Here is a 19,788-nt window from a genome sequence, read left to right on the forward strand (position 1 = left end):
TATAATAACAGAATAAAAACGTGGCAACTGAATCCCCCTCCCTGTGAACTGATGAGACGTTGAGCGTATGTAAATAAGCAGAAACTATCGTAGCACAATTGTAATAATTGCAACAGTTATAAAATGGAAGAAGACGCACAAGTATTGTGCGCCTTCAGGTTACTTTACAGCGTTATCGCCGCTGAAGCAGAGGTTGAAGAATTCAGGGCCTGCAGGGCCACAGCCCGCTGCGTGTCGATTAATGCTGCAGTGAGGCTGCCGCCTTGGTTAGAAGCGTGATGGGCCACAGCAATCTGTATGGAGATATGAACCGCAAAATGCTGAAATCGCCGGAACTCACTCTGTTCAGCCAGCAGGGCATGCACACTCCGGGCATCATCAATAATGGATGAAAAAGAAGGTGTAAACCCAAGTACTCCCAGGAGCGAGTAATAGAACGGGCGTACGTGCCACTGACCGGCCTGCCACTGGTCAAGGATGTCGTCAAAACGTTCAAAGTATGCATTTTCGTTTATATTTTCAAGATTCAGAGCAGCTAAAAAAGATAGATACTGGATTTGATTTCCTTTTTTAAAGTCCCGCTCCAACAGCTGATGATGGGCGTTGTTCATATGCTCAATCATCTGTTCCTTATTCCCAGGGAACTGATGAATATAAAGCGCATGCAGAGGGTAATAATCCGCACTCGTTAAATCCGGAAAGGATTCCTGCAGAAATTCGTACCAGGCAGTAAATGCCGGCACAGCTGAAAAGTCGTCCCGGAAGAATGTGTAATACGATAAAGCGGCGGCGTACGTAGAAGTGCCGCGCCCCCACGGTCCCTGAACCAACTGGCTGTAGAGCTGTTTAAAACCGGTCCAGCTGTCTTCGGGCTGACTGGACAAACAGTCAAGCATACCAGCGATTGGAAAGCGCTGGTGGGACCGCAGCGGTGAAAACCAGCTGTTTTTCTTTTTAATCGTCTGCTGGAGACGGTCAAACCGATCAATGTCAAACGACTTTTGGTGCAGGGAGTACATCGATGCCATCAGCATGAACATGCGGGCGTCTGAATGGTGCCACGGATATTTTTTCTTTAACGCCTCATAGGTGTGCAAATACTGTTTTGTAATATCTGTAAGCTGTTCCTGAGTTTCCATCTGAGGGCCTCCTTTTCTCTGGCTATAGTATAAGTATAGCACGAGAACCGGGGGTTATTATTCCTGCGTCAGATCATGGAGAGAGGAAACAGAACTTCCCACCTGTGAAATGGCCTGCTCGACTTCGCGCAGCCCTTGGATAAGCGAATGAACTTCTGCCTCAGCCTCATTGCTCTGCTTTCGGCTTTTTGCCATTTCCTGCACGATACCGTCAAACATGCTGTTGATTTCATGGACCCGTTTTGTGTCATCACTGATCTGATTGTCCGCGTTTTCAATGTGAGTGCTCACAAGCTGTATTTGGTCATTTGTTTTCCGGACTAGTTCAGATACCGTGTCCACTGATTTTTTTGTCTCACCGGAAAGCTTGCGGACTTCTGTGGCTACCACCGCGAATCCGCGGCCGTGCTCCCCGGCCCGGGCAGATTCAATTGAAGCGTTCAGGGCCAAAAGATTCGTCTGCTCAGCAATCCCTGTGACGATGTTTGTGATATCATCAATTTTAGCTGCACTTGCTTTAAGTTCACCCGTTTCGGTGCGCATAAAATCCATGAGTTCCTGGAGGCTTTTCATATGCTTTCCGTGCTGTTCGAGCTCGTGCTTGCCTTCCTCGGATTGAGAAGCGGCCTCGGAGCTGCTCTGGACGTTTTCTTTTGAAATGGTAACGCCCCTGTTGGACGTAGCAGTAAGCGAAGCCACAGAAGTATTTGTCCGGTTAAAAACCTCCTTCGGCTGCCGGAATGGGTGTCCCCTGGAAATTGTGAAGTTGGTGCAGATGATGGTTTTGCTGAAAACAGCATATTAATAGCCTCCCGATGTAATAAAAGTATGTAAGACAGTAATTCTTATATCGGCAGAAGAAATATTAATATTCATAAAGAACTAAAAATTTTCAGGAAGCAGGGATAGAACATGAGAAACAAAAAGATGTGGATAGCGGGGCTGTTGTCTCTTTTCATTCCCGGGGCGGGACAGGTGTATGTTAAAAAATACCTCTGGGCTGCAGTGTTTTTTGTCCTGTATGTGAGCCTGCTCGTTACAGTGTACGTGCCGTCTATTTTTGTGGCTGCAATTGCTGTCGTCCATGCGGTGCAGACTGCAGGCCGGCAGGAAGCAGAAAATATGGATAAGTAGAGGGGAGGCCTGAAATAATGATATGAAAAGCCCCGGGGTTTTTATCCCGGGGCTTGCATCTGTCTATTCGGCTTCGAGCGCCTGAATGAACGTTTCGTCCATATCGACAGCGATAAATTGAATTTCCCGTACGTTGTGCAGCAGCTCCCGGTAGTAAATCGCGACGGTGTCTGGGTCAAGGCCGCCGGTGGCGGTACCAAGCGCCGGGAGGGCGACCCGGTAGATGTGATTCTCCTGGCAGTAGTGTATTAACGACTGCAGACAGGAATAAACTACGTCGTAGTTCGACTTTTCCTCCGGGGTTTCCATCGTTACTAAATGAAGGACGGCTTCATACGGAAGACTGGCAGCCGTAGTCGTGTAAAGCTCGCCGCGCTTCGGCTCGTACTTTTTGCAGTAGGCTGCTGCTTCCTGCTCAATAGTCTCTCCACCAGCTTTTTTAATGGCAGCGGCGACGCCGCCGCCCATCGTTCCCTGCCCGTTGGCAGCATTGCAAATATAATCGACATTGGTGACAGTGGTAATATCTCCTCGTTTTGCACTAAGCATATTTTCTCTCCCTTTCCTTCTGCGCTATTATTCCGTCATCAGCATATCAGAATTTCCAGCCGGCAGGGAGGAGATTGCTCATAATTTATGCAAAAGAATTAGACATATACCGGGAAGCCCGGTGGAATAACTGCTTTGCTTCTTTGTTCGCATCGCCAAGCACCTTGTCTTTATTCATGGTCTGCATATTGCGTTCTTCCATTACAATCCGTCCGTTCACGATAGTTGTTTCCACCTGATCTTTGGAAGCAGCGTACACGATACGGGAGTATGGATCTGCTCCTTCACCCGGATACGTATGAAAATCATAAAGATTGAGGATAGACAAATCCGCCTTTTTGCCAATTTCAATACTTCCAATTTCCTGGTCAAGACCAACCGCTTTCGCGCCTTCGATGGTCGCCATGCGAAGAACCTGTCTGGCATCCATGGCTGTTGGACCATAGGAGGGTTTGTGAATGAGACCTGCCATCCTCATTTCCTGAAACATGTCGAGCGTGTTGTTGCACGGGGAGCCGTCGGCGCCGAGGCTGACATTGTGATGATGATCAAGCAGGTCCGGGATCTCTGCGAATCCGGAAGCAAGTTTCATATTGGAGCTTGGGCAGTGGCTGATATGAGCTCCCTTTTGTTTAATAATCTGCTTTTCATGGTCATCGAGCCACACACAGTGGGCGAGAATAAGGCGTGGGTGGACAAGGCCGAGATGGTCTAAATATTTCACATTGCGCATGCCGGTATCAGCTTCAACAATTTTTATTTCTCCCTGGCTTTCTGAAGCGTGGGTGTGCACGTAAGCTCCGTAATGACTGGACAGCCGGGAAACTTCGCGCAGAAGCGGTTCAGAGCAGGAGACAACAAACCGGGGTGAAAACGCGTATCGTATTCTGCCATTGTCCCGCCCATTCCATTTTTCATACAAATCGGCGCTTTCCTGGATGGACTGGCTCGTGGTTTCAAGCAGGGGGGCAGGCAGTTCATCCCCTTTATCCATCATTACTTTACCGGATAGAGCCCGGATGCCGGACGCTTCTATAGCTTCGAAGGCCGCGTTTGTGTGGTGGACTGTTTCCATGTCGACGATCGTTGTCGTACCGCTGCGGATCAACTCGCCGATACCGAGCATCGCTGAGGTGTAAATAGAATCGGGAGTGTGGGCAGCTTCCATCGGCCATATGCGTTCTTTCAGCCAATCCATCAGTTCAAGGTCATCCGCCTGACTGCGAAACAGCGCCTGGCAAAGGTGGATATGGGTATGGATAAAGCCGGGAAGCACGGTTCGCCCCTGGGCTTCGATCACTTTTTCACCCGGGTGGGGAGTTAAAGAAGGGTGGATTTCTTTAATGTATTCATTTTCAATTCGTATATCTCCGTGCACAATGTCATTGTTTTTGTTCATAGTCATGATTTCAGCCTGCCGTATTAAGATCGTTGTCATTATAAACACTCCTTTGTATGCATAAAAAAACGAAGAACGCCCGCAAAAGGCATTCTTCGTAGTTGGAAATTACGGTTTCCAGTAGAAACGTTCAACCCAATTGTTGAATATATACGAAGGGTAAGTGGTAATATCTGCATCGTACCCGGGGATGAAAAAAACTTCAATAGCGTTGGAAGATAATATGACAAAAGATTTACTGGTCGGTATACGTCTGGCCCTCTAGCTTCTATTCCTTTTATCCTTTATGAATATTCCTGTTTACTCCAAAAAAGAAAGAGAATTTTCAGGAAATGTACGGTACAAAGAGTGAACAATCGCAGCAATGGGTATAGGAAAAGCAACAATACTATTCCAGAGGAGAGTAAATTATGGAGAAAACAGCCATTATTACCGGAGCAAACACAGGAATGGGATTCGAAACGGCGAAGCAGCTTGCCGTGAAAGGATTTAATATCATCATGGCCGTCCGTGACGAAAAGCGCGGGGGAGAAGCCATGAGGCAGATAAAGGCCAGCACCGGAGCTTCACGTGTGCGGGTGATGCGCTGTGATCTGTCTTCTCTTCAGGACATACATACCTTTGTGCGCCAGCTCGAACATATCGTTCCCTGCGTGGATGTGCTGGTCAACAATGCCGGCGTCGTATCGCTGAAAAGAGAACTTACCGAAGATGGGTTTGAAAGTATGATCGGCGTGAATCATCTGGGGCACTTCGCCCTGACACTGCAGCTTCTTCCTCTTCTTGAATGTTCTGCAGAAGAGGCACGTATCGTGAACGTTTCGTCAGGAGCCCACAAATATGGAAGTATTCATTTTCCGGATCCACATTTAAACAGGGGATATGGCACATGGAAAGGGTACGCCCAGTCAAAACTGGCGAATGTTTTATTTACATATGCCCTTGCTTCCCGTCTCGAAGGAACAAATATTCGTGTTAATGCCCTGCATCCCGGCGGGGTAAGTACTATGCTTGGAGTGGACCGTTCTACAGGCTTCGGGCGCCGTATTCATCAGGCTATCCGGCCGATGCTGCGCACAGCTGCGGAAGGAGCGGAAACCTCAGTGTATCTTGCCGCTTCTTCTGAAGTGGAAGGTGTGCACGGCAGGTACTTTATTGATTCTTTTGAAGAAGATACCGCCCCGCATGCCCGCGACAGGGAGCTCCAGGAAAAGGTATGGGAATGGAGCATGGAGCAGACGAATGTTGAACGACTGCTGGAGACGGAGTGGATCAATAGGTTAAGACGCGAAAATAAATAAGACAGCTTTATTTTTTTGATTACGTATTTTAAAATATATTAAATACAGGAAATAACAGAAAGGATTATTGGCGTTGAGTAAACAACTGTACAATTTCATGTTAAACCATGCGGAAGAGATCGTGACTACATGGATGGAAGATATTGAAGCGCAGTCGGAAGCCATTTACCCAAACGATGCCGAACGGAGGGAAGCCTTCCGGGGAAGACTCAAGGGCTTCATTCAGGAAACGGCAAAGGCAGTGATAGGGGAAGAGCCGTCACTTACTGACTGGGCGCAGCTTACGGCGATGGACGGGCTTGAAAACCAGGGGCCGAGGTTTTACTCGGTAGAGTTTTTCAGAGTCGGACGTGTCGATCTATGGAATCGCCTCTCCACCTATTTTAAAGAACGGGAAGACGAGATTTCCCCGCTGCAGGTGGCCGAGTGGGCAGAGAAGATTCAGTCGGTATTTGAAAAGGGGCTCGAGCTTGTGAACCAGTACTACTATCAGATGAACGAAGCCCAGCTGGAGGCGCAGCAGCAGATGATGGTGGAGCTGAGTGTGCCGATCATTAAATTAATAGGGGATATTGGTGTCCTCCCGCTTGTCGGAGATATTGATACGCACCGGGCGAAGATGATTGAAGATGTGACTCTTACAGAGGTGGCAAAGCTTGAACTCGATGTACTGATTATTGATATGTCAGGGGTTCCGATCATCGATACAATGGTGGCTAAGCAGTTGTTCAACCTGCATCACGGCCTGAGTTTAATCGGAACAGAGATTATTATTACCGGCATTCGCCCGGAAATCGCAGAAACGGCTGTTCGGCTCGGGATTGATTTCAGTAAAGTAAAAACCTTTGCTCATCTGCAGCAGGCCCTCGAACAGAAGATGAATATTCAAATTAAAAAATAACAAGTGGACAGATACAGAAAAAGCCCTTTGCATTGAACCTGCAAAGGGCTTTTGTAGTGAAAATGCCGGAGGTTCTTAGTACTCGCTGTAATTCGAGAGCGCATAGGAAGAATCATTGGATGACCGGACATTTGTTTTATTATTCAATTCGGCAGTGAGCTCCAGGAACCACTGTTTGTCATTGGTGACCAGTGCAAGATCAATCAGGTCATACAGCTCATCTTCTGAAACGGGCTGCACGGTATTCAGCTTGCTTACTTTATGGAGCAGCAGTTCAGCCGATTTTTCCATAATATCCTGATTATCAGAGGAAATGACTTTTACTTTAATTGTTTGATAAGATTCTTCAATTGCTTCTACATAGCCTACAACCAATTCACCATAAATGGTGGTTCCTCGAACCCAATCTCCTACCGAAATAATATCGTTTGTTGGTAACATTCGCGTAACCTCCTAAGGATTACCTATTAATTAATAGTGTTGTAATCTGAATTATCTATAACTATACATTTCCCTGTTTTTGATTGCAAAAACATTGCTCAGTTAATTTGTGATACATTTTTTCAGCATGTCAGCAATAGTAAACTGATCAAGGTGTTCTCCAAAGACGTATTCGCCTTCCGAAAAAACACTGCCCAAGACAGTTTTCATGTTAGCCCCAACGGAGCAGTCAGGATTTTCATCCGGACACCGGGGCTGCAGAGTTCCTTTCGACGTGACCTGGTATACATCCCACAGGGTGACAGACTCGGGCGGACGGGAAAGGACAAAGCCTCCGCCTGCTCCTTCCTTGGACTGGATCAAGCCATGCTGCTTTAACATGCTTAACACCTTTCGTATCCGGACTGGATGAACGGAGGCACTTTCAGCAATGAAAGTGCTTGAGGCAGCGTTCTCCGGCTGGTGGGCGAGCAGGGTCAAACTGTGTACAGCTAAAGAAAAGTGACTGTTCATTTTTATCTCTCCGGGTAAAAAGAATTATTAATGTTTATACTGTAATTATAAATATTACAGTTTTATTTGTCAACTATTGATACCCTGCGGAAAATAGGAGGAAGCTGCTCGACGGGGAGGAAGAATATCACCGCTTTGGACAACTCGTGATGCTTCATAAGCCTGTTCGTGTTATAATATAATTCTATACATGCATTGTATTTTTCCGTGTCATTGATCCTATGAAAAGGAGTGAAGACATGAAAACATTTGAAGAGGTGGTCCGTACTTTAGCGGACATTGAAATGCAGTCTGTTGCTCAAACGAGATCAAGACACGAATTCCAGAGCGAACGCGAATACTATTCCCATTTTCTCCGTAATAAAGACCTTTCCTTTTATTTGGATACTGTCGAAGAGATGTTTCCATTAGAGGCAAAGAAATACGGAGCAGAGGAAATAGTTCGTGGGATGGCTGAATATATCGAAGCAGGGGCCATGCCTGCGCGGGAGCCGCTGACTGAATAAAGAGGAAGCGGAAGATAAAACGACAAATTGAATATTTATATGAAGGGTCCGGTAATTCCGGTCCCTTTTTTATTGTTTAAAAATTTAACTTAAAAAGATGGTTTAATAATAGAAGCATACATGCCTTTTGTAGGAAGATTGAAAACCAGAGGGAGGCGCGAAAATGGAAGTGAGTCCGGAATTTCTGATGTACATGTCGTTCATCGGCACGGCGAGTACGGCGCTGATGCAGCTGTTAAAGCAGGCGCTCCCGCTTTCGAAAAAGTATATACCTCTTCTCACCCTCGGGCTCGGGGTAGGTCTGGCACTTGTCCCCTTTCCGTTTACGAGCGTTGCACTGGCAGAGCGTGTATGGGCAGGAGCGCTTGCAGGATTGGGCGGAACCGGGATTTTCGAAAATGTTCAGCAAAGCAGAAAAAAGTAAAATATCTTACGGAAAAACTGAGAGAGGACGAAGATAGAAGAAGGGAGAAACAATTATCTCCTTTTGTTCAGAAAACTTTTTCATTTGCGGGGGCAGGAAAATTTTTATATAATGTGTCTGCGCACAACAAGAATCCCCCGCTTGCAGCAGGGGATTTTTATTGAGGTTTTGTTATGCTTTTTTGAATTTCGCGGGTGCTGCGTGGGTGTTTTGCGCATAGCTGCTAAGAAAATGAGAACAGAATCGTTGTGTGACAAGGCTTCCTGATTGCAAGACAGGGAGTCAGGAATGTATCTTGCAAATATATTCCGGATAGGTGAGAACAAATGACTGAAGAAAATCAATCGTACCGGGTGTTATTGTATTACAATTACACGTACGTGGAAGACCCTGAGACCTTTGCTGCAGAGCATCTGGCTTTCTGCAAAGAGCTTGGTCTGAAGGGGCGGATCATTGTTGCAGAGGAAGGCATCAATGGTACAGTTTCCGGCACTGTAGAACAGACAGAGGCATACATGCAGGAACTGACAGGTGATGAGCGGTTTAAAGACACCGAATTTAAAGTGGATTATGCCGATGGGCACGCATTCAAAAAAATGCATGTGCGTCCGCGTTCAGAGCTTGTGTCGCTGTATCTCGAAGATGACATTAATCCAAATGAACAGACTGGTGAACATTTGAGCCCGAAAGAGTTTTACGAAGCGCTTCAAAGCGATGAAACCATTGTTCTTGATGCCCGGAATGACTATGAATATGATCTTGGGCATTTCCGGGGAGCCATTCGTCCAGACATTAACGCCTTCCGGGAGCTGCCGGATTGGGTTAGGGAAAACCGGGAAAAGCTTGAAGGTAAAAAAATATTAACCTATTGTACCGGAGGCATCCGCTGTGAGAAGTTTTCCGGATTTTTGAAAGAAGAAGGGTTTGACGATGTGGCGCAGCTGCATGGCGGCATCGTTTCCTACGGCAAGGATCCTGAAGTGAAAGGGGAGCTGTGGGACGGAAAATGTTATGTGTTTGACCAGCGTATCAGTGTGCCGATCAATCAGGTCGAGCACCGCGTAATCGGCAGGGACCATTTTGACGGGGAACCGTGTGAACGATACGTTAACTGTGCAGATCCTGACTGCAACAATCAAATCATCTGCTCCGAGGAAAATGAGCATAAATATATGAGAAGCTGCACAACAGAATGCATGACTCATCCAAGAAACCGTTACATGGAAGAGCATGGGCTGACGGCAGAGGACGTGCAGGAAAAAATCGAAGCGAGAAAAGCAGAACAAATGCAGAACGCATAAATGCAAATAAATGAAGCCTCCGGCATCCTCTGCCGGAGGCTTCATTTAGATTTGTCTGCGGTATTTGTTCCAAAGTGTAAGCTCCAGGGCGATAATGCAAATGAGGAGCCAAAATAAGCCGACTGAAATCCCGGCGAGTACATCTGTAAAGTAATGGACGTCCAGAAACATACGGCTGACAGCGACAAGCAGGGCAGCCAGCGTCAGCAATGTGCCGAGCAGCCACTTCCATACAGCAGCCAGTGTACTTCGGATAACAAGGTAGGCAAGAAAACCGTAAAAAGTAACGGCTCCAGTAGCGTGACCACTCGGGAAGCTGTATCCGGTCCCATCGTAGGCTGCGAGCACTTCTGGACGCTGCCGGGAGAAGAAATTTTTAAAAACAGTGGTGATGATACTGATGCCGATCATATTTACGGCAAAATAAACCGCATTCCATCTGCTGAAAGACGAAAAAAACAACAGATATACTGTGATAACAGCGGCACCGGCTGTCAGCCAGGACACCGATCCGGCCTCCGTAATCAATCCCATTATAGACTGCAGGACATCAGTGTTGAGCGCTGATACAATATTTTGAGCGGTTTGGTCGATCATAAATGTTTCCTGTTCGAGTACTTCTTCACCCATCTCCAAAAATAGAAAAGCTGTCGTAAACAGCGTAAGCAGACCGGCAATGATAAGTATCCAGGAGCTTTTTGGGACGTCGGACAGTTGAAGACCTTTGAAAGACAATGACATTTACTCCCTTAATTTATTTTTATACCTATTCCCTGGCGGACTAAGGTTTGAAACAAAAAACCAGGCTGCACGGGGCAGCCTGGAGCATGTTTGGTATTGCCGGTTAAACTTTCGTATTTGGTTTCCGTTCTTTCTGTTCTTCTTCCATTTCAGGCTTGCCGGTTTCGCCCATACCGCGCATAAAAGCAATACCAAGTGAGAGCGTATGATTTACTTCCGGGTCCCGGAGGAGTTTTAACAACTGGAAAATGTTCACGGTCTGTTTTTCCTGTTCTTTCTCTTCCTCGAGTTTTGCTACACGCTCAAGTCCTTTATTTAATTTCAACAGGAGCGGCTGCATGCTTTCGATATCGAGCTTGCCGGCTTCACCAGCAAGAAGAAGCAGATTTTTAAGCATGTTGGTGCTTCCTTCGGTATTCATCGCGTTTACCGCCACGTGTAACACCTTATCGCCTTCACTGAGAAGTCCATTTGCCATATCAAGCAGGCCCGATTCATCAAGAAGGTTCGCGGTTCGCATCATCTTTTCCAGGCTTTCTTTGTTATCAAGCAGCTGGGACTGGAGCTCTTCCATGTCCCGCTGTTTGATTTCTTCTTCGGAAAATTTCAGCTTCTCAATATGAGTGATGCGCTCAGCCATTAGCGGTTCTCCTTTCTCACCATGTCGCCAGGGAAGATGTAGTCATTGCGTTTCCATTTCCGTTCAACTTCCACACCGTTCTGCGGATTAGGATTTCCGTAGCGGAAATTGTTTTTCGGCATCGGCGATTCTCCGTCCGTACTGAGTATTTCCATGAATACCTGTGTTTCTTTGTAGGCCGGTGTATCTGTGTCTTTATCCGCTTCGCTGCTCGTGAGGCGGTTGATGGCCGATTCGCCGGAATTATTCATTGGAATGTAAAGCTGTTTTTCCTTCACACGATCAGTGACAAGCGCCTGGATGCGTACAGCCCCGTACGGCGATTTCAATCGTACAAGTGCTCCGCTTTCGAGACCGCGCTCTTCGGCGAGTTCCGGAGAAATCTCGACAAAGTTGTCGGGTGTTTTCAGCGTGATGCCTTCCGTTTTGTACGTCATATTGCCTTCGTGGAAGTGCTCAAGCATCCGGCCGTTGTTCACGTGCAGATCGTACTGCTCGCCAAAGACTTGCGGCTCTGTCCAATGAACCGGATAGAATCTCGCTTTTCCGTTCGGGAACTGAAAACGGGATTCGTAAAGAAGCGGTTCATCCTTGCCTTCTTTTGTCACAGGCCATACGAGAGAATTATATCCTTCAAGCCGTTCGTAGGAAACTCCTTCGAAGAACGGGGAGAGCGAAGCAGCTTCTGCCATAATTTCAGAAGGATGGCTGTAGTTCCAGTCTGCGCCCATCCGGTTGGCTACAAGTTGAAGAATCTCCCAGTCCGGCTTGGAGTTGCCGAGTGGATCAAGCGCTTTGTACAAACGCTGGAAGCGGCGCTCGGTGTTTACAAACGTCCCGTCTTTTTCCAGACTCGGGCTTGCCGGAAGTACAACATCCGCAAACTTGGCGGTTTCGGATAAGAAAATGTCCTGGACCACGAAGAAATCAAGTTTTTCAAAGCCCTGCTGCACGTAGTTAATGTTGGAGTCTACAAGCGCCATTTCCTCGCCTTTCAAATACAGGCTTCGCAGTCGGCCTTCATGCATTGCATCCACCATTTCGTGGTTCGTCATGCCGACTTCACTGGAAAGCTCTGTGTTCCAGCCCTGCTCAAATTTGCGGCGGACTTCTTCGTTTTCCACGGATTGATAGCCGGGAAGCAGATTCGGTGCGCTGCCGAAGTCTGTTGCGCCCTGGACGTTATTATGTCCGCGAAGCGGGTAGGAGCCGGTGCCGTGACGGCCGTAGTTGCCGGAAACAAGCAGAAGATTCGATATTGCAGTACTAGTATCTGCGCCGCCGGAGTGCTGGGTAACACCCATCGCCCACAGGGCACAAGTAGTATCTGCTTCGTGAATGCTCTCGGCAATGCCAATCAATTCCTCGCGGGAGAGACCGGTCTGTTCTACGGCGTAATCGATGGTGTACATTTCGAGTTCTTTAACAAAGTCGTCGTAGTAATCCACGCGTTCATTGATGAACTCTGTATCCTCCCAGCCCTGGTCGATGATGTATTTCGCTACTGCGTTCAGCCATACAAGGTCCGAGCCTGGTTTCGGCTGAATAAACATGTCCGAGCGCTCCGCCATTTCGTGTTTTCTGATGTCGGAGACGATCAGCTTCTGGTTACGCAGCTTATGGGAACTTTTAATACGCGTGGCAAGAACCGGATGGGATTCGGATGTGTTTGTCCCGACGGTAATAATAAGCTCCGCATTTTTAATATCTTCTATTGTACCGGTGTCCCCGCCGTAACCGACTGTGCGGAAGAGCCCCTGGGTGGCCGGTGTCTGGCAGTACCGGGAACAGTTGTCAATATTGTTCGTGCCCATGACGGCGCGGGAGAGCTTCTGCATAAGATAGGACTCTTCGTTCGTTGTCTTTGAAGAGCTGATAAACGCGAGAGCGTCGTTGCCGCTTTCTTTCTTAATGGATGTGAAGTTATCCTGGATAACGTTTAAAGCATGATCCCAGGTGGTCTCGACAAACTGGCCGTTTTCACGGACGAGCGGGTTCTGCAGGCGCTCTTCGCTGTTTACAAAATCCCAGCCGAATTTCCCTTTCACACAGGTGGAAATGCCATTTGCAGGTGCTTCTGCCTGCGGTTCAATTTTCAGGATGTCGCGGTCCTTCGTCCAGACATCAAAGCTACAGCCGACCCCGCAATAAGTACAAACTGTTTTCGTTTTTTCAATGCGGTCGTCGCGCATTTTGGACTCCATATTGGAAAGAGCCAGAATCGAGCTGTAGCCGGTTTCCACGTCCTTGGTGATGTCGATCATCGGACGGAGGGTATCTTCTTTAATACCGGTCATGTAGCCGGCTTCGCCCTCCATGTTTGTTTCAATTAAAGCGTTGCATGGACAGACGGTCGAACAGTGGCCACAGGATACACAGGAGGATTCGCCGATAGGAACATCGTTGTCCCATATAACGCGGGGGCGTTCACGCTCCCAGTCGATGGAAAGGGTCTCGGTCACCTGGACGTCCTGACAGGCTTCCACACAGCGTCCGCAGAGGATACACTGATCCGGGTCATAGCGGTAGTGAGGGTTTGTATAATCTTTTTCATACGGTTTTGTTTCAAAAGGAATGCTCTGGTGTTCGACACGCATCGCTTCCACCGTATTATGGATTTCACAGCCGCCGTTGTTGTAGTCACATACGGTGCAGTAAAGCTCGTGGTTATGCAGAATACGGTCCATCGCAATTTTTTGTGCCTGATCGACGTCGGGGGTGAGGGTTTCGATGACATCATCTTCTTTAAATTCGGTGGAACAGGCACGGACAATTTCTCCGTTTACCTTTACCATACAGGTGTCACAGGTTTCAATTGCGCCTAAGCTCGGGTGATAACAGACATTTGGCACTTCTTCATTGGTGCCGCGGGTGTAGTCGAGGATTGTAGAGTCATCCGATACTTTGCGCTCGGTGCCATTCATCGTTACTCGAATAATCGACAAAATAATCATCCTTCCATTTTGGAAATAAAGTTGGACTAAAGGAATAAAAAAGTAGTGGACAGTGGATGAATGCGGCACTCGCTTATGTAAGAGTCAAGGGAGTGCACCTTTATTCTAGGGATTGTAGAGGGAAATGTAAAAAATCATAAAGGTTTAACTACACGTTTCCACGAAACTAAAAACTTAAAACAATATTTTAATAATTATCAATCTTCTCTATTAACCCGATTAGCATTTGTGATTAAATCAAAACTAGATTATAATGCTTTTGGATAGTAAATATGTGAATAATAATTTAATCAAAGGACACTGATAAAATGAGGCCCACTGAGAACGAAAAGGATATCGCAAGCTTCGCCGGCAGACTGCTTCGGGAAAGATTCGGCAAAGGCCCGGAAGCAGCCCATGTCGTCATGCAGGGACCGTTCATCACCATTTATCTCCGGCATTTCCTAAGCCCAATGGAACGGGTGATTCTCGAGCAGGATGGGGAACAGGCTGTTTTCCGTCTGCGTGAGAGCATGATGCACAAAATTGTACCGGAAATTAACGGATACGTGCAGTCGGTCACCGGTCAGGAGTTTAAAAACTTTTATCACGACAGTGATTTTAATAAGGAATCGAGTATATTTGTCGGGATCGACGAAAATGCATATGACGGCGAAAACCCATTTAAAGAATATGCAGGTAAAAAGAAGCTTGAAGAGCGGGTGCGGCAGGTCACTGCAGAAGCGGAAAAAGAACCCGACAAAGTCTTTTCAGGAATGTTAAATAATAAGACTGTTCTCGTGATCCGGGAAGGGCTGCTGATTAACATTGAAAAAGAGTTAGTGCAGCAGGGATATGAAGAGCAGCTGAAGGTGACTAAACGCAAGCTGGAAAAAAGGCTGTTAATAGAAGGAAAGTCGTTTATCTCCATTGCCGGAATAAACATTGCTGATGTGTTTGTTGACTGGGACTTTGAACGGGACCGCAGCGTTATTGTCTTTATTATGAGCGGGTCCGGCTAGAGGATACATAGTCCTTCCTCCTGCAGCATCAGCCGGCGTATGCCTGAAAGCAGTGCACGCAGTAAGAGTAGTTCTTTTGGGTGAATGACTGCAGGGCAGTTTCTTCCACCAGACTCTCCCAATCGGAAGGTTTGCTGTTGGTCATGCAGTGGTCATTGACAAATACAGATTTGTGAATCTTCTGGCCGTCGTGATCAATTAAAAATTTCATAAATTAAAAGGATGCTCCTTTCATAAAATAAATAAAAAAAGCCAAAAAGATAAACAGGAGGCAGGTACCTCTTGTCTCTTTTTGGCTTATGGGAAATAGCGCCATTGTCTATCCATTTCCACCGTTTATTTAATTGCTCTTAAGTAATTTCTTCGTATGTATACCCTAAAGGATATAGAGCTTAATTGCAACCATGATAAAGCCAGGCAGCAATGCTATTCGGTAGCCGGGGTATCGACTAATCCGGTGAACCTAAGACGGAAGGATGTTTCGTCTTCATCAATATAGCCCCAGGCAATACGGTCTTTTTTCCAAAAGATCTTAAACTGGTTCCGGTCGACAATTTCAAAGCTGTCGCACTCCGAGATGATCCCAAGCGTTTCCAACTCCCGGCAGATCCTCTTTGTTTCTGATAAATACCACATATTTTCCCAGCGGGGATGTTCAAAACGGCTTTTTATTTCTGCAATAACTTCAATAGAACCATTCTGGAGAATACGGTACCGGCCGAAAGAAGCTTCTTGATATTCCATGAATTTCGCCCCATTCATTTTTCTTTCATTATGCATGAAAAAATAGGTAATTTCTACTTAAAAAATACTCCCAGCCGAAGCCGGAAGTAAAAAGTCCTATAGAGAAAGTGATTCTCAATTTTAATTTTTTGAATCGGTAAAAAGTTATTTTATTTCCATTTCATGACGACTTTTAATTTGTTCTGCTCAAAGTAGTAGGAGTCTATTTTTCCATAAGGAACTTTTTTCATAGGCTCAAATACTTCCAGGTGAAAGCCTGCCTGCTGCTCCTGAGCAGAAAAATAAGGCGGGCGGTCGAAGATTTCCCTAAAGACATCGTCCGCTTCTAAAGGGGAGATGGATTTTAACGTGAAGTAAAGGGTCCGCTCTGAAGCGTGGGAAGGTTCAAGCAGCATGCTGAAGCGGCTTTGGCTGCTGTCATTTTTAACGCCTTCAATACGCAGGACCTGGTCCTGGATATGAACTGCGGAAATATCCACATTGTCCATTTTTTTAACTTGAAGCACCTTCAAAAACATTTTTTCCGTTACTGGGATGGTTACTCCGTTTTCTTTCGCGTCGGTCACACGTTTTTTAATAGATGAAAAAAGACTCACTATTGATTTCCTCCTCAAGTATTGGCTGTTTATTCATATTCCCGGATAAGCCTTTAAAGGAACGTCTTTTTTAGTTCAGAAGAAATTTTTTATTCATTCCTAAAAGACTTTTTCGCTTATAAAGTTTATTGATTAAACAAACAAAGAGTGTTAATCTGGCTTGTGATCGCTTACATAAAGGAGGGAAGAGTAGTAGAACTACTCGGACATATGAATTCTAAACGAACAATCTATGTAGTACTGGTTACAATGGTAGCTACACTTGGCGGCTTGTTGTTTGGTTATGATACGGCCGTAATTTCCGGGGCGGAAGGGTCGCTGCAGACCTACTTTGCCGACAATCTGAACTTGAGTCCGTTTATTCACGGTCTGACGGTTTCAAGTGCACTTATCGGGTGTATTATCGGTGGATTGATTTCAGGATTTTTTGCAAACCGGATAGGAAGAAAGTTTACATTGATTATAGCGGCGGTTTTGTTTCTTCTTTCCGCATTAGGGTCAGCCTATCCGGAGCTGTTATTTTTTGAAGCCGGGGATCCTTCCGTTGCTCTTTTGATTGTATTTAATATTTACCGGATTATCGGCGGGATTGGAGTGGGGCTGGCCTCAGCGGTCGCACCTATGTACATTGGTGAAATGGCGCCGCCTAATATTAGGGGAAGACTTGTGTCACTTAACCAGTTTGCGATTATTTTCGGTCAGTTCGTCGTATACTTTGTTAACTGGGGAATTGCCCGCGGAGAAACCGCAGAATGGGTGGACACTCTCGGCTGGAGGTATATGTTTGCCTCTGAAGCCATACCAGCTGCTTTGTTTTTATTATTCCTGTTAACTGTTCCTGAGACACCGCGGTATTTGGTTTCCAAAAACCGGGATGACAAAGCGATGAAGATTTTATCAAGAATCTACGACCAGACAATGGCAAAGGCTACGTTTTACGAGATTAATCAATCGTTTGATAAAAGAAAAGAGAAGTTGTTTGCCTACGGAAAGCTGATTATTATTATTGGTATTCTCTTGTCGATTTTCCAGCAGTTTGTCGGCATTAACGTTGCACTGTATTATGCACCGAGAATATTTGAAAGTATGGGAGCTGCAAGAGACGCTTCTTTATTCCAGACCATTATTATGGGGGCCGTCAATTTAATATTTACAGTCATTGCTATCATGACAGTAGATAAATTCGGACGGAAACCACTGTTGATCATCGGGTCTATTGGAATGACCATAGGCATGTTCGGTGTTTCGGCTCTCGCTTTTTCCGGCACTATTGGTATAGCGACGCTTGTATTTATTATCATCTATACGGCTTCCTTTATGATGTCGTGGGGACCGGTGGTATGGGTGCTTTTATCCGAAATATTTCCGAATAAAATCCGCGGTCAGGCTCTCGCTATTGCGGTGGCAGCCCAATGGGCAGCTAACTATTTTATTTCTTCCACGTATCCAGCCATGATCGAGTTCAGCGGCGGATTAACGTATGGATTTTACGGTCTTATGAGTATATTGTCCGCTCTGTTCGTATGGAAATTTGTACCTGAAACGAAAGGAAAAACGCTTGAAGAGATAGAAATGGGATTAAAAAAGTAAGCGAGTAAAGAAGAGGCCCGGCTGCACTAATCGCAGCCGGGCCTTCTGTTATTATGCTTCGTTCTCTTCCTTGGGAACATAATGAAAATACTCAAAATCTGCAGGCTTGGAAGAAAAACTGTCCTGGCACTGCATACCGACAAAAGCGCCTGTAAAGAAGCCGTCGCCCTGGATATGGTCATCCGATAGTTTAGCGGAAGGAAAAGAAACATCCACTACAGTCCACGTGCTGCCATCAAAGGAGTAGGAAAACCAGTACTTGTCCATACGCACTGAAACCTTAAGGTAAATCGTTTCTACATTGCGGTCAACCTCAATATCATTGTCCTGGAGCGGCGTGTCAAATTGAAAATGGTCATTAGTTAGAAGGGTTAAAATTTTTCCTTTACTTTCATCGTGTGTAACGTGAAAATAAACCCAGTTTTGTGTATTGTAATAGCAGACCATGCCTGCGGACTGCTGAAAATGATCCGGATCAAATTGAAAGGCGGTTTCGGCATCAAAATAAAAATGCTGCCACCTTCTTGCCGCAAACGCCTGGGTGAATTTAGACGTCAGGGAATCTTTGCCGTACAGTCGTAAATAGCCTGGGCGGTCTTTAAACGATAACGTGTTTTCTCCTAGAGGCACCCGAAGTGTCTGGAAGCTCTTATCCAGAGTGCCGGTGTCAAAATGACTGTAAAAAGGGGACGGTGAATGTTGAGGCTCGTCCGAAAGACCAGGGCCATCCACGTATAGCGAAGGCTCATTGCCGCCGGCTATGTAAGGCCATTCTTTTTCCCAATAAACCTTTTGAATAGCGGTTTCTCTCCCGAGTGGGCAGAAGCCCCGCGGGTCCAGTAAAGGTTTTTGGTCTTCTTTTAACGGCCTCCCGGTCAGGTGCACAAAATACCATTCGCCGTTCTGCGTTTCTACAAGAGACCCGTGCCCCGCTTTCTGCAGAGGATTTCTCGGATAGGGCCAGGACGTAATAAACGGGTTTTCCGGGTGGACCTCGTAAGGGCCGAATAATGATTTGGATCGTGCGATGGTAGCTGCATGGTCAAAGGTAGTGCCGCCTTCCGCGGTAAGCAGGTAATACCATCCATTGATTTTATATATATGCGGCCCCTCGGTCAGTTTGATATCTGTACCGGTAAAAATGATCTGCCGTTTACCGATCAGTGTTTCCGCTTCGGCGTCGTATTCCTGCAGAGCGATACCGTAAAAGCGGTGATTGCCAGGCCGGTAATCCCAGACCATATTCAGCAGATATTTTCTGCCGTCGTCATCATGGTAAAGGGAGGGATCAAACCCGGAGCTGTTCAAATACACAGGTTCGCTCCATTCACCGTCAATCGTATCGCAGGTGACGAGGTAATTATGACCGTCTTTCCAGATACCGTCGATTTGTTTAATATCTGAATAAATCAACCAGAACTGGTTATCGTGCCAGGAGAGTGCGGGTGCCCAGACGCCTCCCGAATCCGGATTGCCTGCCATATTCAGCTGGGATGTCCGTTCGAGAGGATGTTTGACGACTTCCCAGTTTTTTAAATCCTTTGAGTGATGGATCTGCACCCCGGGGAACCATTCAAACGTGGAGGTGGCAATATAATAATTCTCTCCGGCCCTGCAAATACTCGGGTCAGGGTTAAAGCCAGTTAAAATTGGATTAGTAATTTGATCATTCACGATAGCAGCCTCCTTGGTTTGATAACGCTTTCAAAATAGATTGTATAAGCAATAAACTAAATATAACTTAATTCCTTATTCTGCTCAACTGCCAATTTGCTTTAAAGCAAAAATATGGATGAAAATATAGATTATTGTATATAAATACCTTTGACTTTGTTTAATCAGGAAACTATATGATGACCACAAGAAAATGTATGCTATTATGTACGTAAACCGATCAAAATTGAGAAGTAGGAG

Annotated in this window: 21 protein-coding genes and 1 riboswitch; of the genes, 8 read left to right on the forward strand and 13 right to left on the reverse strand. The window is 46.1% G+C overall.

Annotated features, from left to right (window positions below; all coding sequences use genetic code 11):
• Positions 1-164 precede the first annotated feature (164 nt).
• Together BLV22_RS00125 and BLV22_RS00130 are read right to left on the reverse strand one after the other, a co-directional pair.
• Entirely contained in the window at positions 165-1,139 is a 975-nt protein-coding gene (locus BLV22_RS00125) for a DUF4003 family protein (protein WP_091610038.1), read from the reverse strand.
• 57 nt (positions 1,140-1,196) lie between these two features.
• Positions 1,197-1,838 carry a methyl-accepting chemotaxis protein gene (locus tag BLV22_RS00130; protein WP_176967574.1) on the reverse strand — a complete coding sequence of 214 codons (642 nt, stop codon included), beginning with the start codon at positions 1,836-1,838 and terminating at the stop codon, positions 1,197-1,199.
• 213 nt (positions 1,839-2,051) lie between these two features.
• Between BLV22_RS00130 and BLV22_RS00135 the strand changes: the two genes are divergently transcribed.
• Entirely contained in the window at positions 2,052-2,273 is a 222-nt protein-coding gene (locus BLV22_RS00135; RefSeq protein WP_091610041.1) for a hypothetical protein, read from the forward strand.
• A 63-nt stretch (positions 2,274-2,336) separates the two neighbouring features.
• On the opposite strand, the gene BLV22_RS00140 is transcribed toward BLV22_RS00135, so the two are convergent.
• Entirely contained in the window at positions 2,337-2,822 is a 486-nt protein-coding gene (locus BLV22_RS00140; protein WP_091610043.1) for a macro domain-containing protein, read from the reverse strand.
• 85 nt (positions 2,823-2,907) lie between these two features.
• A complete protein-coding gene (locus tag BLV22_RS00145; protein ID WP_091610044.1) occupies positions 2,908-4,260 on the reverse strand; it encodes a 5'-deoxyadenosine deaminase in 1,353 nt (450 codons plus the stop codon).
• Positions 4,261-4,299: 39 nt separating this feature from the next.
• Positions 4,300-4,397: riboswitch (purine riboswitch) on the reverse strand.
• A 234-nt stretch (positions 4,398-4,631) separates the two neighbouring features.
• Between BLV22_RS00145 and BLV22_RS00150 the strand changes: the two genes are divergently transcribed.
• The gene (locus tag BLV22_RS00150) at positions 4,632-5,522 is read left to right on the forward strand and encodes an SDR family oxidoreductase (protein ID WP_091610046.1); all 891 of its coding nucleotides are present in this window, start codon (positions 4,632-4,634) and stop codon (positions 5,520-5,522) included.
• A gap of 73 nt (positions 5,523-5,595) precedes the next feature.
• The gene (locus BLV22_RS00155) at positions 5,596-6,423 is read left to right on the forward strand and encodes an STAS domain-containing protein (RefSeq protein WP_143030933.1); all 828 of its coding nucleotides are present in this window, start codon (positions 5,596-5,598) and stop codon (positions 6,421-6,423) included.
• A 75-nt stretch (positions 6,424-6,498) separates the two neighbouring features.
• Here BLV22_RS00155 and BLV22_RS00160 read toward each other — a convergent pair whose 3' ends face one another.
• Both BLV22_RS00160 and BLV22_RS00165 read right to left on the reverse strand, forming a co-directional pair.
• Positions 6,499-6,864 (reverse strand): IDEAL domain-containing protein, encoded by a 366-nt coding sequence (locus tag BLV22_RS00160; RefSeq protein WP_091610049.1) that lies wholly within the window; start codon positions 6,862-6,864, stop codon positions 6,499-6,501.
• Positions 6,865-6,966: 102 nt separating this feature from the next.
• Positions 6,967-7,377, reverse strand: a complete 411-nt coding sequence (locus BLV22_RS00165; protein ID WP_091610051.1) for an RrF2 family transcriptional regulator — start codon at positions 7,375-7,377, stop codon at positions 6,967-6,969.
• 239 nt (positions 7,378-7,616) lie between these two features.
• On the opposite strand from BLV22_RS00165, the gene BLV22_RS00170 reads away from it, so the two are divergent.
• The 3 genes from BLV22_RS00170 to trhO all read left to right on the forward strand — a co-directional run bounded on the left by BLV22_RS00170 (position 7,617) and on the right by trhO (position 9,608).
• On the forward strand, positions 7,617-7,883 hold the full coding sequence (locus tag BLV22_RS00170; RefSeq protein WP_091610053.1) for a hypothetical protein: 267 nt from the start codon (positions 7,617-7,619) through the stop codon (positions 7,881-7,883).
• A gap of 163 nt (positions 7,884-8,046) precedes the next feature.
• Positions 8,047-8,307 carry a holin gene (locus BLV22_RS00175; protein WP_091610054.1) on the forward strand — a complete coding sequence of 87 codons (261 nt, stop codon included), beginning with the start codon at positions 8,047-8,049 and terminating at the stop codon, positions 8,305-8,307.
• A gap of 326 nt (positions 8,308-8,633) precedes the next feature.
• Positions 8,634-9,608, forward strand: coding sequence for an oxygen-dependent tRNA uridine(34) hydroxylase TrhO (gene trhO / locus BLV22_RS00180; protein WP_091610056.1), 975 nt, complete (start codon positions 8,634-8,636; stop codon positions 9,606-9,608).
• A 45-nt stretch (positions 9,609-9,653) separates the two neighbouring features.
• On the opposite strand, the gene BLV22_RS00185 is transcribed toward trhO, so the two are convergent.
• The 3 genes from BLV22_RS00185 to fdhF form a co-directional block, all read right to left on the reverse strand.
• Positions 9,654-10,343, reverse strand: coding sequence for a phosphatase PAP2 family protein (locus BLV22_RS00185; RefSeq protein ID WP_091610059.1), 690 nt, complete (start codon positions 10,341-10,343; stop codon positions 9,654-9,656).
• A 109-nt stretch (positions 10,344-10,452) separates the two neighbouring features.
• Positions 10,453-10,989 (reverse strand): helical membrane plugin domain-containing protein, encoded by a 537-nt coding sequence (locus BLV22_RS00190; protein WP_091610061.1) that lies wholly within the window; start codon positions 10,987-10,989, stop codon positions 10,453-10,455.
• On the reverse strand, positions 10,989-13,943 hold the full coding sequence (fdhF, locus tag BLV22_RS00195) for a formate dehydrogenase subunit alpha (protein WP_091610062.1): 2,955 nt from the start codon (positions 13,941-13,943) through the stop codon (positions 10,989-10,991). The genes BLV22_RS00190 and fdhF overlap by 1 nt, the downstream gene beginning before the upstream one ends.
• A 308-nt stretch (positions 13,944-14,251) precedes the next feature.
• Between fdhF and BLV22_RS00200 the strand changes: the two genes are divergently transcribed.
• On the forward strand, positions 14,252-14,944 hold the full coding sequence (locus BLV22_RS00200) for a Na-translocating system protein MpsC family protein (RefSeq protein ID WP_091610064.1): 693 nt from the start codon (positions 14,252-14,254) through the stop codon (positions 14,942-14,944).
• 28 nt (positions 14,945-14,972) lie between these two features.
• Here BLV22_RS00200 and BLV22_RS00205 read toward each other — a convergent pair whose 3' ends face one another.
• The 3 genes from BLV22_RS00205 to BLV22_RS00215 form a co-directional block, all read right to left on the reverse strand.
• Positions 14,973-15,155 carry a hypothetical protein gene (locus tag BLV22_RS00205; protein WP_091610065.1) on the reverse strand — a complete coding sequence of 61 codons (183 nt, stop codon included), beginning with the start codon at positions 15,153-15,155 and terminating at the stop codon, positions 14,973-14,975.
• A gap of 215 nt (positions 15,156-15,370) precedes the next feature.
• Positions 15,371-15,688: a class I SAM-dependent methyltransferase gene (locus tag BLV22_RS00210; protein ID WP_143030934.1), complete on the reverse strand. Its 318-nt coding sequence runs from the start codon at positions 15,686-15,688 to the stop codon at positions 15,371-15,373.
• A 149-nt stretch (positions 15,689-15,837) separates the two neighbouring features.
• On the reverse strand, positions 15,838-16,284 hold the full coding sequence (locus tag BLV22_RS00215) for a hypothetical protein (protein ID WP_091610069.1): 447 nt from the start codon (positions 16,282-16,284) through the stop codon (positions 15,838-15,840).
• Positions 16,285-16,494: 210 nt separating this feature from the next.
• Here BLV22_RS00215 and xylE point away from each other — a divergent pair, with 210 nt between their 5' ends.
• Positions 16,495-17,874 carry a D-xylose transporter XylE gene (xylE, locus tag BLV22_RS00220; protein WP_091610071.1) on the forward strand — a complete coding sequence of 460 codons (1,380 nt, stop codon included), beginning with the start codon at positions 16,495-16,497 and terminating at the stop codon, positions 17,872-17,874.
• A 51-nt stretch (positions 17,875-17,925) separates the two neighbouring features.
• Here xylE and BLV22_RS00225 read toward each other — a convergent pair whose 3' ends face one another.
• Positions 17,926-19,548, reverse strand: coding sequence for a glycoside hydrolase family 43 protein (locus BLV22_RS00225; protein ID WP_091610073.1), 1,623 nt, complete (start codon positions 19,546-19,548; stop codon positions 17,926-17,928).
• Positions 19,549-19,788: the final 240 nt, after the last annotated feature.

It is taken from the genome of Marinococcus luteus, assembly GCF_900106595.1.
GTDB lineage: Bacteria > Bacillota > Bacilli > Bacillales > Marinococcaceae > Marinococcus > Marinococcus luteus.